At 42.9% G+C, this 14,545-nt stretch carries 13 protein-coding genes and 2 pseudogenes; 9 read left to right on the forward strand and 6 right to left on the reverse strand.

Features of this window, described 5'->3' with window-relative positions; all coding sequences use genetic code 11:
* Window positions 1-5: 5 nt before the first annotated feature.
* Window positions 6-2,063 carry a thioredoxin domain-containing protein gene (locus tag CDG76_RS04520; protein WP_094347830.1) on the reverse strand — a complete coding sequence of 686 codons (2,058 nt, stop codon included), beginning with the start codon at window positions 2,061-2,063 and terminating at the stop codon, window positions 6-8.
* A 246-nt stretch (window positions 2,064-2,309) separates the two neighbouring features.
* Window positions 2,310-2,465, reverse strand: a complete 156-nt coding sequence (locus CDG76_RS37035) for a hypothetical protein (RefSeq protein WP_179065022.1) — start codon at window positions 2,463-2,465, stop codon at window positions 2,310-2,312.
* Between the two features lie 478 nt (window positions 2,466-2,943).
* Here CDG76_RS37035 and clpP point away from each other — a divergent pair, with 478 nt between their 5' ends.
* Both clpP and CDG76_RS04530 read left to right on the forward strand, forming a co-directional pair.
* Window positions 2,944-3,555, forward strand: a complete 612-nt coding sequence (clpP, locus tag CDG76_RS04525; RefSeq protein WP_094347831.1) for an ATP-dependent Clp endopeptidase proteolytic subunit ClpP — start codon at window positions 2,944-2,946, stop codon at window positions 3,553-3,555.
* 620 nt (window positions 3,556-4,175) lie between these two features.
* Complete coding sequence (locus CDG76_RS04530; protein ID WP_094347832.1) at window positions 4,176-4,649, forward strand: hypothetical protein; 474 nt, start codon at window positions 4,176-4,178, stop codon at window positions 4,647-4,649.
* A gap of 421 nt (window positions 4,650-5,070) precedes the next feature.
* Here the strand turns inward: CDG76_RS04530 and CDG76_RS04535 are convergent, their stop codons facing one another.
* Window positions 5,071-5,955, reverse strand: a complete 885-nt coding sequence (locus CDG76_RS04535; protein WP_094347833.1) for a hypothetical protein — start codon at window positions 5,953-5,955, stop codon at window positions 5,071-5,073.
* A gap of 975 nt (window positions 5,956-6,930) precedes the next feature.
* Here CDG76_RS04535 and CDG76_RS04540 point away from each other — a divergent pair.
* From CDG76_RS04540 to CDG76_RS04550, 3 genes are all read left to right on the forward strand, one after another.
* Entirely contained in the window at window positions 6,931-9,285 is a 2,355-nt protein-coding gene (locus CDG76_RS04540; protein ID WP_094347834.1) for a ribonuclease R family protein, read from the forward strand.
* A 174-nt stretch (window positions 9,286-9,459) separates the two neighbouring features.
* Window positions 9,460-10,080 (forward strand): flavin prenyltransferase UbiX, encoded by a 621-nt coding sequence (locus tag CDG76_RS04545; protein WP_094347835.1) that lies wholly within the window; start codon window positions 9,460-9,462, stop codon window positions 10,078-10,080.
* A gap of 541 nt (window positions 10,081-10,621) precedes the next feature.
* Window positions 10,622-11,320 carry a hypothetical protein gene (locus tag CDG76_RS04550; protein ID WP_094347836.1) on the forward strand — a complete coding sequence of 233 codons (699 nt, stop codon included), beginning with the start codon at window positions 10,622-10,624 and terminating at the stop codon, window positions 11,318-11,320.
* A 19-nt stretch (window positions 11,321-11,339) separates the two neighbouring features.
* Here CDG76_RS04550 and CDG76_RS04555 read toward each other — a convergent pair whose 3' ends face one another.
* Window positions 11,340-11,534 carry a hypothetical protein gene (locus CDG76_RS04555; RefSeq protein WP_094347837.1) on the reverse strand — a complete coding sequence of 65 codons (195 nt, stop codon included), beginning with the start codon at window positions 11,532-11,534 and terminating at the stop codon, window positions 11,340-11,342.
* Between the two features lie 563 nt (window positions 11,535-12,097).
* On the opposite strand from CDG76_RS04555, the pseudogene CDG76_RS39550 reads away from it, so the two are divergent.
* Window positions 12,098-12,253 (forward strand): annotated as a pseudogene (locus CDG76_RS39550) (NB-ARC domain-containing protein); the annotation flags it as partial.
* A gap of 157 nt (window positions 12,254-12,410) precedes the next feature.
* Here the strand turns inward: CDG76_RS39550 and CDG76_RS04560 are convergent.
* Entirely contained in the window at window positions 12,411-12,749 is a 339-nt protein-coding gene (locus CDG76_RS04560; RefSeq protein WP_094347838.1) for a DUF5615 family PIN-like protein, read from the reverse strand.
* Window positions 12,718-13,059, reverse strand: coding sequence for a DUF433 domain-containing protein (locus CDG76_RS04565; protein WP_094347839.1), 342 nt, complete (start codon window positions 13,057-13,059; stop codon window positions 12,718-12,720). The genes CDG76_RS04560 and CDG76_RS04565 overlap by 32 nt, the downstream gene beginning before the upstream one ends.
* Window positions 13,060-13,255: 196 nt before the next feature.
* Between CDG76_RS04565 and CDG76_RS04570 the strand changes: the two genes are divergently transcribed.
* From CDG76_RS04570 to CDG76_RS04580, 3 genes and pseudogenes are all read left to right on the forward strand, one after another.
* On the forward strand, window positions 13,256-13,801 hold the full coding sequence (locus CDG76_RS04570) for a shikimate kinase (protein ID WP_094347840.1): 546 nt from the start codon (window positions 13,256-13,258) through the stop codon (window positions 13,799-13,801).
* Window positions 13,802-13,891: 90 nt separating this feature from the next.
* A complete protein-coding gene (locus tag CDG76_RS04575) occupies window positions 13,892-14,227 on the forward strand; it encodes a XisI protein (RefSeq protein ID WP_094347841.1) in 336 nt (111 codons plus the stop codon).
* Window positions 14,227-14,373: pseudogene (locus CDG76_RS04580) on the forward strand (shikimate kinase); the annotation flags it as partial. The gene CDG76_RS04575 and the pseudogene CDG76_RS04580, both read left to right, overlap by 1 nt.
* Window positions 14,374-14,545 lie beyond the last annotated feature (172 nt).

Below are 14,545 nucleotides of genomic sequence, written 5' to 3' on the forward strand. Positions count from 1 at the left end.
GCCCATCATCCCCTATTCTGACTTTTCTCTACTTGCTGCAATAAATGTTCTACACTTTCTGCTGGTGCAAGACACTTCAAACCTTGGCAAACTAACCCAACGCTTCTCTCTGGTAAATCAGATGTGATGGCAAATACAGCCGTTGGTAGAAATCTGGGGATCAGAGAGTTTATTTGCTCAGTGGTGCTACGAATCAAGGTAGAATTACGATACCAATCCAAAGCTGTAAACAAGCTGGGACAGGCTTGGGGAGCGCGATGCATTACACTCCTAAAAGCTTTCAAACCAAGTTCTGCTAAATCCAAATAATCTAGATTATCGGTGAGTAAGGTGAGACGGACAAGATTAGCGATCGCAATTCCATTGGCTGATGGTGTCGCATTATCTGCGTAACTACGCTCTCTAACAATTAAGTCTTGACTAGAGTCGCTTGATGTGTTATTATAACCACCTAACTCTACACTCCAAAGAAATTCGTTAAATTCATCTTGGATAGCGATCGCATTTTCTAACCATTGCTTATGCTCAGGGTTGGAAGCTTGTAAATCCAAGAGAGCTTTAACAAACAAAGCATAATCTTCAGACTGCGCTAAAACAGTTGGTTCTCCTTGATAGTTGAGTCTCTGGAAACGCCCATCGACAAATTGATTTTCCAAGATAAAATTTGCCGCTCGTGCTGCTAATTCCAGATACAAAGGTTGTTGGAAAACCCCAGCAGCCCTAGCTAGCCCGGAAATCATCAAGCTATTCCAGGCGACAATCATCTTTGTATCTGTCACCGAGGGAATGCGACCTGGCCAATTAGTAGTTTTTGCTTCCTGGTTGTTACGAGCAGGGGGGAATGTTTCCAGCGACTCAGAATTAACGCCATAACGAGCGGTAAACAGCTTACTCAGTGCCCTTTCCAGCGTTGCACTCAGTTGACCTGAATGCCGTCTTTGCAAAACATTATGTCCTTCAAAGTTGCCGTTAGGCGTCACCGTAAACTGTTGTTGTAATTCCGTTAATTCTTCAGGCGTTAACAGTTGTTCTAATTCGCTGTAACTCCAGACGTAAAAGGCTCCTTCTTCTGGTTCTACTGCCGTGGATTCTGTGAAGCTGTCGGCATCTTGAGAAGCATAGAAGTAACCTTCTGGCGCGGTCATTTCCCGCTTCAGCCATTGTACAGTCCCAACAACTGCCCTCTCAAAGGCTGGTTCTTGTACTCCTGCACTCCATAAAGAAGCCAGATACTCGACAATCTGTCCATTGTCGTAAAGCATCTTTTCAAAGTGGGGTACTGTCCAAGTCGGGTCAACAGTATAGCGATGAAAACCACCAGCTACATGGTCATAAATGCCGCCCAGTGATAAGTCTAGTCCCCGTTGGGTACAAACTTGCTTGCCATCATAGCGAGATTCAAAATTAAATCGAGTTCCCCGCAGTGCTAATTCTGTGTAGGGAATCATCGGAAAACTGTTACCAGATTGATTAGGAGTAATTACACCTGTACTAGTTTCCCAACCTTGGCGGAGTAATTCATGGTCTTCAAGCTCAGTTGTTGTACCGTCTTGCAACACCGCAGACGTGAGCAGAGACTCAATAATTAAGGCTTTGCGTTGTTGTAATTCTTGTTTTTCTGTATCGTAATAACGGCGAAGCGCTTGCAACACCTGCAAAAATCCCGGACGACCATAGCGCGGGTCTACAGGAAAATAAGTACCAGCGTAAAACGGCACTAAATCTTCTGGGGAAAGAAAAATATTTAAAGGCCAACCCCCTTGACCGCTCATCATCTGCAAAGCTTGCATATAGATGCTATCGAGGTCTGGTCTTTCTTCCCTGTCTACTTTGATGGGAAGATAATTGGTATTCATGTAGTCAGCGATCGCAATATCAGAAAAAGCTTCGCCTTCCATGACAGTACACCAGTGGCAACTAGAATAGCCAATGGAAAGAAAAATCGGTTTATTTTGCGCCCTTGCAGTTGCAAGTGCTTCGTCACACCAAGGCCACCAATCAATGGGGTTTTCGGCGTGTTTGCGGAGATAGAGGCTCTTAGCTTCAGCAAGGCGATTAGTCATAATCAAACGCAAGTTAGTTGCCTTCTTTGCTCAGTCTAGCCTGTTCTCAGGCTTGTTAGCCTAGACAACTATGTACATTAAGTAAGAAACTCAACGAGCGAATTATCCCTTTGTTTTTAATATCGCCTAGTAAGTTGGTGTAAAAAAATGCAGTTTTGTAGTTAGCGCTAACTACAAGGGAAGCATCTATATAATTGGGTTTATTTACGGTAACTTACTTATACCTGTGCAACTTCTGAAACATTCTTATTGAAAAGATCGCAATAGCAAGCTAACAATATTTGGTGGCGTTTCTTGCATAGGTGATGCTGTCTTTGTTTGAATTAAAGTGTTTGGGCTAAGTCCTGCTATCAGATGGAGCAAGAAGGTGATGATGGCGGCTTGTATAAGTTTTTCCAGCATGGCACGTCTCTCTCTGAATGGATAGCATTTCAACTACGACTGGTTATTCTAAATACACCTCGTACTCCCGATTTACCGAATCTAACAAAAATCACTTGATAAATGCCAAAGGAAATCCTAAAAAAATGTTTAAAATGTTACTGATAGTTAACATAATTCCCTAAGCAAGTCGGATTTCGGTTATCGGTCTAATCAATACATCGCCAAGGTTGTACAGCAAAGTCCGAGATATAAGATTGGCGACAATTGAAGTTTTTTGATTTATTCTTCCCTAAACCGGGATATTTTCTTAGACAGCTTTTGTTGCTAAAAAGTGCCCTTGGAGGTTGAATCTATTGCAAAATCACATTTTGCTCCTTTGTTGAAAAAGACAGAATAGCCAAGATTTACTTATATCTACTTGGGAATAGTAGAGATCAGCCCCAGTTTCGTGCTGTCACCGATAAAATGTATTTAAAGTAGCCACAAACACGCTTCCATGATTCCTATCGTTATTGAACAATCGGGTCGAGGTGAACGCGCCTTTGACATCTACTCACGGCTGTTACGTGAGCGCATCATCTTTTTGGGACAACAAGTTGATAACAATATTGCCAACTTGATTGTTGCCCAACTGCTGTATTTGGATGCTGAAGACCCGGAGAAAGACATTTATATGTACATCAATTCTCCCGGTGGTTCGGTGACGGCTGGTATGGGCATTTTTGACACTATGAAGCATATTCGCCCTGATGTCTGTACAATTTGTACCGGATTGGCAGCGAGTATGGGTGCTTTTCTCCTCAGCGCGGGTGCTAAGGGTAAGCGGATGAGTTTACCCCATTCTCGGATTATGATTCATCAACCTTTAGGCGGCGCTCAAGGACAGGCGACTGATATTGAAATTCAGGCGCGGGAAATTTTGTACCACAAGCAACGGCTAAACAACTATTTAGCTGAACATACAGGCCAACCAATTGAGCGCATTGCTGAAGATACTGAACGTGACTTTTTCATGTCGCCAGAGGAAGCCAGGGACTACGGTTTGATTGACCAAGTGATTGACCGTCACGCCGCTGGTAGCCGTCCAGCCGTTGCTGCTGTTAATTAATACTCACGGTTGGTAAATGGTGATTTACCACTTTTAATTCTCTTAAACCCAAAAATAACCCCTTTTCATAACTGAAGAGGGGTTATTTGATTTCAAAACTCGATTTTAAAGGGTCAAGATCCTATTTGTCGAGATGAAGGTAGTCTTGATCCGGTAGCAGATATTAGACCTCTTGCAAAAGTCCCTAACACCCCACCCCCAGCCCCTCCCCGCAGGCGGGGAGGGGAGAATTTGACGTAAGTCAAAGGCGGGGTGGGGTTCTTTTTTTGATTTATGCAAGAAGTCTATAGAAGAAATTCCAACTTTTAATTGTCTGAAGATACACATTTCGATCCTGACATAGGATCGTCAAAAGTTGGGAAGAACCATAATTTGTCGCTCTACAATAGCCTCAAAACTAGTTTGCTGGAGTAAAGCCATGTTATCAAAACAAACTTTTTGTGACTAAATAATACCAAGCAATTTGAATTTTATTTTCAACTTCATACTATTAAAGTCTTTTTCAGACTGTAGTTTTTTTATTAAAAGCTTAATTTAGATTTAGGTTACAAAGACACTAAGTCATTTTGTACAGTGCGTAATACCAAAAATCAATACATTTATCTTCAGGAAAAAACATCATGAATTGCTTAAAATCAAGTCTCAAGCTAACGTTGCTAACTTTATTGACTTGTGGATTCGTTTCCCCAGCTTTTGCAACACCCGATAACGACAATAGCATTTTTGCAGCCGATTTCGAGGGGAATTTGAATAGTGGTCAAGGATTTCTTCAGATCAAAGGCGATGTGACTACCACCGATGACTTAGAAGACTTTAGAAAAGTGCTACTCACGGGGCGCTCTAACTTACGTTTAAGACTCGAAGGCGTTGCCCCGAACGGAGGACGGACAGATTTGTTATTAGTTAGGGATTCAAACAACAATGGTCAAATTGATCGCAATCAAGGCGAAGTGATTGGCCAAAGTCGCGACTCATTTTCCCACCAAATTACACGCCAGAATCTAGCCGCAGGAAATTACTTCATCATTATCCGCAGCAGACAGTTTAGCGCAAACAAAGTTCAGTATCAAGTCAGTGTAGATGCACGGGTGTAGTCAATCCTGTAAACTCGTCGATCAAAAGCGCGATCGCGCTTTTGATCTTTCTCGACTCAGGAGGGTATTTTTCCCTCGTTAACCCTAACCCCCTAATTGTCTACTTTGTCAATGAATAAGTTCTAGACGAGTCAATTCTGGATAGCCCAGGTGCGGCACAATTTCAATTCGCACACTAGGCATAGTCAATGACAGTTTTTATTTCCGCTCAAAATAATACTATCTTTGGCAACTTCATATTAGTTATTACTAGAAGTTATGCAAAAATTGCTAAAAAGCTTAATTTATCGAACCGCCTTCTCTGCGAGAGGCTGACGCCAACGCGCAGCGTATCGAAGAGAAGAGCGCCGAGAATTCATAGAGTGTGCGTAAGTCCTAATTACAAATGACTAATGACCAATGACAAATGACAAATGACAAATCAAAATCCCGCTATTGGGTCTGGCTGAGATTGTAAGTATTTGAGGAATCCGTGTAATTCTTCTTCAGTCAGCAAAGTCCGCCCGCGCTTACCGTAGGTTTCAATCAGATGCTCCCGTCCTTGTTCTGGTGTCCAGCCTAAACGCTGAAGTTCGACATCTGTTTTAGCAATTACATCTGATAAATCCACTGGTTCAGCTTTTTTCTTTCTCTTTCCTGTCACTGATGGGGTGGCAGCATTCTCTTGAGGGCTGTAACTCCGGGGTGTAAATGGTGTGACATTATTAGCAGAAATTGCCGGAAAGGTTTGATTTTCTGGCTGGTTATCAAAATTTATTTCCAAGTTCTCAACTGGAGGGTCGAATTCTAGCTCCTGCTTGGCAGTCATAGGAAAGTTTTGACCTAAATCCTGGCTATAGGTATCGTTTAGAGGCGCAGCATTGCTGTACCCGTATTGTTCGTTACTACTTGTTACTACTTCTGGTTTGATGTTCCGTTCTTTGGGAGGCGGTATAGATATTTCTTTGTCGCTGACTGCTGGCCACTGACTACTAACAAAATCCTCAGCTTTTGGAGAGGAATAAGCAGCAGGCTCACTCAATCCACCTTTAGTATTCAAGGAAGGATTTAGCTGTGCTGGGGAAACTGAATTTGAGGTAAATGCCACTGATTCTGGTGGCGCATTTGTAATACCCAAAACTATCAGTGCCCTAGTTCTGGCTTGGTCTTCTGCGGCTTCTACTGTTTCTGCTGCTGCCATACCCGTAGCACGGGTTACACCTTCAATTTGCACGCTTGCCCGGACAATATATTTTCCTTGAAAAATTTGCACTAATTCAGAAATCAAACTGCCCTGGGGATACAAGCTCTGGAATTGAGCCAACATAATACTGCTACCAATCTAAATATTTTTAATAACGGGGTTGATACTGCCTGGATGTTCAAGCGAGATCAGATGCCCTTACTTTAATTTACATCCACTCGATACCCAGGATGCCTGCCAATATTGCATTTATTCATTTTTAATTGCTTACTATGTGTCATCAGTTTCTTGGCAGGCGATGAGTAGGTATAATTCTCTGCTCTGAGCCGTCAAGGTGATATTCTTGCTTTGCTTAGTGTCCCAATTGTAGCAGTAGCTATTTTTTGACGAAAATTTTGGTCAATGCTAACTTATCTGGGTAGTCTTGCTTGCAATGCTATACTGATTACCCAAGTCGATATCTAGAACTATTTTCTGGAAGTGCCCTCTAAATCTACAATAATGGAGATAAGGTTCGCCCTCGCTGCTCATTAAGCTGCTTACCTAATTGTTACCGATTCTACATGTGGGAAAATTGGGTTCACCAGCAGTTCCTCTTAGTTAAACATCAGAGTCTAATGGCGTAAAATTACCTTCTCTCTAGACAATCAAACACCTGTAGTTTCCACGCCACTTGCTCCACTTGGGGAGACCCCAGGACCGCAGTGGCTCCCCTGCATAGCGCTTTTGGGCAGTATGGATTCTCTAAACCCAGCTTCTCAAAAACCCGTCGCGTAATTAACTAGCGGGGCTAGATTTTAATCAGGCGTGCAATCTTAAGTTTGGTTAGGTGAAGGGAGTTGAACGCAGGCAAATTCTGAGAGCATCGTGCAGTGAGAAGTTCGTAAACGCCCAGAGTTGTCCGTGGGTCGGCTTCTTTGCAAAGGAACTGCGGGAGTAGTTTCCCGCTCTTACTGGGTCGGGCTTCCTTTCCTTAGAACTGAGGAAGCTTGCTTCAGGGCAATTAGTTTCCAGCTTGTTTCTGTAAGCCGTGAGGGTATACAGAAAAGAACCAGATTAAACAACAAATGATGTTTTGACCAAAGGTCGGTTCACTGCATGGAATTTTCAATCGCTACACTCCTTGCCAATTTCACCGATGATAAATTGGTAGCTCGGAAGGTTTTAGAAAAGAAACTTGGCTGTGAAGATGAAAAAAGTTTACAAAAACTTCACATTGCCTTAGATGTTCTTGAAAAAATCGGTATTTTAGTGAAGGAACGGGGCAAGTACCGCCGTGTCTCAGAAGAGGGAATAATCGAGGCAAAACTCCGTTGTTCTAGTAAAGGCTTTTGCTTTGCTATTCAAGATGTGGAAGGAGCCGAAGATATTTACATCCGCGAAAGTCATCTGAGTAATGCTTGGAATGGCGATCGCGTTTTGGTGAGAGTTCTGAAAGAAGGCAGTCGCCGTCGCTCTCCTGAAGGGGAGGTGAAGCTGATTCTCGAACGCTCTAACCACACTTTACTGGCACGAATAAAGCAGGTAGAAACTGGTTTTCGGGCTGTGCCTTTAGACGATCGATTGCTGTTTGAACTCAAGATTCAATCTAACGGGGCAAAGTTAGAAGAAGCGATCGATCATCTGGTTCATGTGGAAGTTTTGCGTTACCCGTTGGCACAATATCCTCCCCTTGGTCGAGTGGTGCAAATCCTCGGCAGTGATGCCGAAGCCGCTGCTGATATAGATTTAGTTACGTGTAAACACGACCTTTCCCGGACTTTTCCAGATAATGTTCTCGAAGCAGCTGCAAGGTTGCCCAAAAAGCTCCTCAAAGCAGACCTGAAAAATCGGCTAGATTTGCGTAATTTGTTTACTCTCACGATTGAAGGGGTAAATAGCGATACCAAAATTATAGAGAACGCTTTTAGTTTAGAAAAAAACTTAGCCGGAAATTGGCTTTTGGGCGTTCATATCACCGATGTTTCTCACTATGTCCAACCTGACGAACCCCTAGATAGAGAAGCACTCAAACGGGGCAAATCAGTGTATCTAGGAGAATTGGTGTTGCCAATCTTGCCCCCAGCAGTAGCTGAACGCTGTTCTTTAGTACCTGGGAGCGATCGCTTAACCATCTCTTTTTTAATTACCATTGATCCCCAATCGGGAGAAGTGCTGGAATGGGAAATTCAACCCAGCGTCATCAATGTCGAGACTGCACTGACTACTGAACAGGCCCAAGCAATTCTCACAGGTGAAGCTCAAGATAAATCATCACAGGTTTCCCAAATACTGCAAAACCTCCAAAGCTTGCAAACAGCTGTGAAACAGGTACGCTTGACTCGTGGTAGCCTCCAGTTGAATCTGCCGCCTAGCCAAAACGCCTATTATGATGAGGGGATTCTCGGCGCTGTGGTGGTGAATGATTTACCAGTGCGATCGCTACTCACGGAGTTGGTGCTGTTAGTTAACCAACTTTTTGCAACTCACTTAAATGCTCTTGGTGTTCCCGCTATCTGGCGAGTCCAAGGTACTCCTGATGTTGAAGATGTTCAGGAAATGCTGAAATTGGCAGTCAATTTAGGCGTTGACCTCACATTAGATCCAGAAGTTGATATCCAACCCTTAGATTACCAACATTTGACCACAGCTTTTGCTGAATCTCCCTCTGAGCAAGTTCTTACTTACTTATTACAAGATACACTTAAGCCGTCTGCATACAGTACCACCAAAGGATCTCACTTTGGTCTGGCACTACCGCAATATGTCCACTTTAGCGCTCCCTTGCGGCGTTTCCCAGATTTGCTGATGCAGAGAGTATATTACACGCTACTCGAAAACGGACGCGATCGCCGCAATACCCGTGTCAGAGAGCGCGTTAATCTGCGCCACTCCTCCAGCCATGAGGAAATTAACTGGAACGTTTTACCCCCAGAATTGCAACAAGAACTCCAAAGCGATTTGACTAGGGTAATTGTCCAAATCAACGACCGAGAAAAAGAAGTCCAAGAAGCTGAAGCCGATTTAGCAGGACTGCAAAAAGCCCAACTGATGAAGCAACGCATCGGTCAGGTATTTCAAGGCGTGATTACTGGGGTGCAATCCTACGGTTTCTTTGTGGAAATTGAAGTACCAGCCGCCGAAGTGGAGTCCAGCAGTAATCCTGGTGTGCCTTTGCGGGTAGAAGGATTAGTACACGTCAGTTCTCTCAAAGATGATTGGTATGAATATCGCGCCAGACAACAAGCACTATTTGGGCGCAAAAATCGCGCTTCTTATCGATTAGGCGATCGCGTCGCCGTACAAGTAAAAAGTGTCGATTACTACCGTCAGCAAATTGATTTGGTAACAGTCGGCAGCGATGGCGTCGCTAAAGGGTTAACTGGCAATGATTCCCGTGAAGAGCTTTCAGACCTCTACTTACCAAATGATATGGAGCCTGATGACCTAGACCCTTACTCTGAAGATGAGTAAAGTGAAAAAGCAGGGGAGCAGGGAGCAGGGAGCGGGGGAGAAAAACTACCCTACTTGCGGTTATTGCTCTCAACCAAGGGAGAAAAGGAGCAGCAGTGCTTTCGCCGACAAGAGGCGAGATTTGTACCTTTCCCCCTGCCCCCTGCCCCCTGCCTCTCATAAACCAACCCTTACGTGTCAAATAACACCAAACCTTTAATTTTAGGCGTATCGGGCGCATCTGGTCTGATTTACGCTGTTCGCGCGATCAAATTTTTGCTAGAAGCGGAGTATAGTATTGAATTGGTTGCCTCTAAATCAACTTACATGGTTTGGCAGTCAGAACAGGAAATTCGGATGCCATCAGAACCAACTGGGCAAGAACAATTCTGGCGAGAGCAAGCTGGTGTTGCACTTTTGGGTAAACTCCGCTGTCATCCTTGGAGCGATGTTGGAGCTGGAATTGCCAGCGGTTCCTTTGCCACTCTGGGGATGATGATTATTCCATGCAGCATGAGTACAGTGGCAAAGCTAGCAGTTGGCTTGAGTTCCGATTTACTAGAACGGGCAGCGGATGTCCAACTCAAAGAAGGGCGAAAGCTGGTTATTGTCCCGCGTGAAACGCCTTTTAGTCTCATCCACCTACGTAACTTAACCTCTTTAGCAGAAGTTGGAGTGAGAATTGTCCCCGCTATTCCCGCCTGGTATCACAATCCCCAAACCATCGAGGATTTAGTTGATTTTGTAGTTGCCCGTGCTTTAGATCAACTAGATATTGACTGTATCCCAATTCAGCGGTGGCAAGGTCGTCGTTAAGAACCTCAGTGGATTCTATTGTAAATCTCACAATAGTCCTAAAAAGGTAATGATAGAGATGGCTGATAGTGTCAGTAGTCAATGAAGAGTAATCGGAGGTAGAAGGCAGGAGGCAGGATAGCGCAGCGTTAGCGAGTCCGCGTTCGCGTAGCGTCTCGCAGAGAGCGTCGGCAGAAGGCAGGAGTAAATCACGTTTAAAAGCAAAGCGTGGCATTCAAGCAAGACCGGAGGTGGGGCGGTTTGTCTGGGTGCTTTGTATCGCACTCTGTGCAGCTACGCTAATGCGCTATGTATTGTCTCTACCAGTATTTTCTTTTTAAAGTGGGTAAATACCCAGAAATATGGTTCCTGAGCTTGTCGTTGGCGCAGTTTCTTGTAGAGAAGGAAAGTAATCAATCATAATTCTTTCCTCCTGCCTCACTTCGACTACGCTCAGTGACCACCTGCCTGGTTGTTGAGCGTAGTCGAAACACTGCCTTCTGCCTTCTCTCATAACTGACCACTGACTGATAACTGACAACTGACAACTGACAAAATTGCTATGGCTGTAATTCGCTTAATTCTATTGGTGGCAGTACTGGGAGGACTAACGCTGTTATTAGTCCAAAATTTCTCACCTGCCCTATCGCTAGTATTTTTGGGCGTGCGAACTCAACCATTACCATTAGCGATATGGATTTTGTTCAGTACTGCCACTGGTGCTTTCACATCGATATTGATTGCTACCTTATTTAATTTATCCAATTATTTTGTGGCAGGACAACGCCAAACTCCTAACAGAGCAACCACCCCTTCAAGTCGTGCGAAGGCAACTCGGAGAGAAGAACCGACATCTCGCCCTGCCAGTCCTCCACCACCAGCTAGTAAAAGAGAAGAGCCTAGCAGTGAGGGATTTGATGATTGGGAGACAAATAGCAGTAGAGATGATGATTGGAACTTTGATGAAAAGTCAGAGGAAGCGCCTATTCCCAATTCTCAAGCTCAACAACCTACAGACTCAACAACTTACGAACGTCAATCAGAAGCCAAAAGCAGTTCTCGCTCTGGTTCAGTTTACTCCTATAGCTACCGCGAGCCAAAAAATACGGCTGCGGGAAAAACTGAATCAATTTATGATGCTGATTACCGAGTAATTATCCCCCCTTACCAGCCGCCAACTACCAATCAAGCCGATGATGATGATTGGGAATTTTTTGATGATGATGATTTTGAAGATGATGGTAAACGCCCCCGTCGGTGAGGTGTAGCAGGCTACATCTCTATTTAATGCCACACCGTTCTCTAGACTCCTGCTTGACCTTACCAGTCATGGCAGCTTCCTGCAAAGTCATGAAAGCATTAAAATCTTCCAAGTCATATCGGGTAGTCAACAGTTGTCGTAGTTGATCTTCAGCTGCAACTGTCAAATAACCAGTTGCTAAAGCTCTTTCTACAACGTCACGAATTCGAGTCATGGTTGACACCTCATTCATTCTATATTTATTCATTCAGGCTTATCGGGGTGGAATATGCAGTAGTCTTTGTGTCGAAACTTCAATTTCTTTGCAAGCTTTTTTTGGGCGATCGCGGTAAATCAGTCATTATTTACACCTTTATTAGAAACATTTAATTGAGCGGGTCTTGTTATAACTGAACTTTTAGAATAACGACCCTGTGCTGTTAGGAACACAGTATTGTGTATACTTAAAATTAACCATCAGAGTAAAAACCCTAATTATTTAGATAGACAGATATTGCTTGGATAAAGTTTCAAACAAGCTATGTTAATTTTTTGGTTAAGCATAGCGATCGCTATGCAGCAATTACCTAGTTACTTCAGAAAAATTACTACATTCCTAAGAAATTCGTCGGTCATTACTGATGGTAATTTCACGAAGAATCGTTAGTTTATTGCCTAAGTTACTTTAAATACATTCGTAATAGTAATAACAGTAATTCATTCAACTCAAATAGAAGATATATTGGTATAAGATAAAACAATATAAAGTTATAAAAGTTACACGAAAATTTTGAATTTGCAAAGGAAAAACCCTTAACGCCCGTTGAAAATAAATTCCTGAGATGTCTACTTTGCAATTGTATTTCTGCGGAAATTTATAATGGAGTTTATCAAAGTCATCGCAGTAATACTGCTAGAGTTTATCTTTCTAATTGATTAGATAAATACATAGAATAAATGCTGAGTAACCAAGTCAGATACTCAATCAAGGTGAAAAACTGGAGTCGCCCAAGATGCGTTAGTATACCCCTGCTCTTAAACAAGCTGTGCGTAACGGACACCAGAAAGTATCGCATCGCTTTTTTACATTTAAGTAAAACAATAAAAGCTTTCAGAGAAATTCAAGTTGATATCTCATTTCTTCTGGCTCAAGAACTTCCCAGATTAAAATTAAACTCTTCAATATTTCCCCAATTGAGCGCCGATTTTGAGCACAGTAAATAATTCCTGAGTGCATAATCAAGCCACCTTGATGAAGTATCACAAAGTCATCATCATGGGTGAAAATTACCCGATTCTGAGAAATTGCAAAATAAAGCTGTTCTCCATCTGATGCAGCTATCAGTCCTGTTTCTGATGTTGTTGTCACATCAATCCCACGACGACGTAAGCCTTCTGCTATAGCATTACTGACATTTTCATCTAGGTGGAATCGAATTTTTTGTGTCATTTCGATTCTTTAGTTTCTCTTGCAAAATCGAAGGAGTTTGAGCCTGTGCTTCTCTGACAAAGGCTTCTCCTTTTGCAATTTCTTGCCTGATCTCATCTTGACGATCGTGGTAATAAGCTAGAGCAGCATAGACATCAGCTAAAGTGATGCTGGGATAATGATAAACGATTTCGTCAGGGGAAAGCCCCATCTGTTCGTGCCAAATAACAATATCTTGCACTCTAATTCGGTGTCCAGCAATGCGCGGTTTACCCCCACACACACCCGGAGTAATTTCAATGTGTTCTGAGATTACTGGTATTTTGGACATCTTATCAAGAAACGCTCCTATAAGAACAAATTATATTATAATTATCATCTTATTAGCGATCGCTTTTCCAATGTTGTGGGCGATCGAGTGCGTTGGCACAACTTAACCCAGGCATTGCTTGAATACGCACGTATGAGTCGTTAAGTTTATAATTAGAAACTGTGACTCAGCACTCAGAATTGGAGCGAAGCAACTGGTGAGCAGCTTATTACAAGGAGTCAACCTGTACTTAATTGGGATTATGGGCGTTGGTAAGACGACAGTAGGGCGTTTACTAGCAAAAGAACTGCGTTATGGGTTTGTAGATACCGATGATGTCATTGCCCAAGCAACAGGTAAATCTATCAATCAGTTATTTGCACAAGTTGGTGAAGCCAGGTTTCGCCAGTTAGAAAGCGACGTACTTTCACAAGTTTGTGCTTTTACAAAGTTGACTATAGCCACTGGTGGGGGCATTGTATTGCGGCGAGAAAATTGGGGTTACTTGCACCACGGTTTGATAGTGTGGCTAGATACGCCAGTGGAGATAATTTACCGCCGTTTAGCTGAGGATACCACAAGGCCACTGCTGCAAGATGCCGATCCTAAAGCTAAGTTGCGATCGCTCCTTGAACAACGAACACCACTTTACTCTCAAGCCGATTTGCACATCACCGAGCGAGAGGGAGATACACCTGAAGACGTTGCCAAGCGAGTACTTGAGGCAATTCCTGGCGTACTAAAAAAAACTGTTTCTCATTAATAGGGAATATTAATCTAACTGTGTCTGCAAAAGATATTTTTCATGAATCAGTTTAATTGTTTACAATCCAGTAGATGAGGTGATTGTAGAGTGGATAAACTAGCAAAATACCAAGAATATGTCAAAACATTGTTGACGAACTATGCCAGTGATGATGTCTCGGATAACAATGTCGAAGTCCAACTGATTTTAGACACAGAACGCAATCATTATCAATGGATGAATGTCGGTTGGCAAGGATTTAATCGTATTTATCGATGCGCGATGCATTTTGATATTAAAGATGGCAAAATCTGGCTGCAACAGAATTTAACCGATCGCAATCCAGCAGAGGAATTAGTGATGATGGGAGTACCACGAGAGGATATTGTCTTGGGTTTACAAGCTCCTTATAAGCGTCAGTATACAGATTATGGCGTAGCGTAGTGCGATCGCTCCTCGAACAACGAACACCACTTTACTCTCAAGCCGATTTGCATATCACCGAGCGAGAGGGAGATACACCTGAAGATGTTGCCAAGCGAGTACTTGAGGGAATTCCTGGCGTTCTAAAAATACAAGTTTCTCATTAGCTGGCAGAAATATGTGATGGCTTCACACGAATTTAGTATCAAACTAAATTTTTCAGTCGGCGTAATGTCAATCAACTGACAACTTGTTTGAGAGCGAATTTCTTGTAAGTAAAATATTTAAGATTTATTCTTTAGGCTTGTTCATAGAGTTTTCTTAAAGAATGCTCGATCT

The organism is Nostoc sp. 'Peltigera membranacea cyanobiont' 210A (assembly GCF_002246015.1).
Taxonomy (GTDB): Bacteria; Cyanobacteriota; Cyanobacteriia; order Cyanobacteriales; family Nostocaceae; genus Nostoc.

Bases quoted from the DNA above. Each gene is read 5' to 3' on its own strand.
- CDG76_RS04530 (WP_094347832.1), top strand. From the start codon at position 4,176: ATGAATTGCTTAAAATCAAGTCTCAAGCTAACGTTGCTAACTTTATTG.
- CDG76_RS37035 (WP_179065022.1), bottom strand. From the start codon at position 2,465: ATGCTGGAAAAACTTATACAAGCCGCCATCATCACCTTCTTGCTCCAT.
- CDG76_RS04550 (WP_094347836.1), top strand. From the start codon at position 10,622: ATGGCTGTAATTCGCTTAATTCTATTGGTGGCAGTACTGGGAGGACTA.
- CDG76_RS04555 (WP_094347837.1), bottom strand. From the start codon at position 11,534: ATGACTCGAATTCGTGACGTTGTAGAAAGAGCTTTAGCAACTGGTTAT.
- CDG76_RS04565 (WP_094347839.1), bottom strand. From the start codon at position 13,059: ATGTCCAAAATACCAGTAATCTCAGAACACATTGAAATTACTCCGGGT.
- CDG76_RS04520 (WP_094347830.1), bottom strand. From the start codon at position 2,063: ATGACTAATCGCCTTGCTGAAGCTAAGAGCCTCTATCTCCGCAAACAC.
- CDG76_RS04540 (WP_094347834.1), top strand. From the start codon at position 6,931: ATGGAATTTTCAATCGCTACACTCCTTGCCAATTTCACCGATGATAAA.
- CDG76_RS04535 (WP_094347833.1), bottom strand. From the start codon at position 5,955: ATGTTGGCTCAATTCCAGAGCTTGTATCCCCAGGGCAGTTTGATTTCT.
- clpP (WP_094347831.1), top strand. From the start codon at position 2,944: ATGATTCCTATCGTTATTGAACAATCGGGTCGAGGTGAACGCGCCTTT.
- CDG76_RS04560 (WP_094347838.1), bottom strand. From the start codon at position 12,749: ATGACACAAAAAATTCGATTCCACCTAGATGAAAATGTCAGTAATGCT.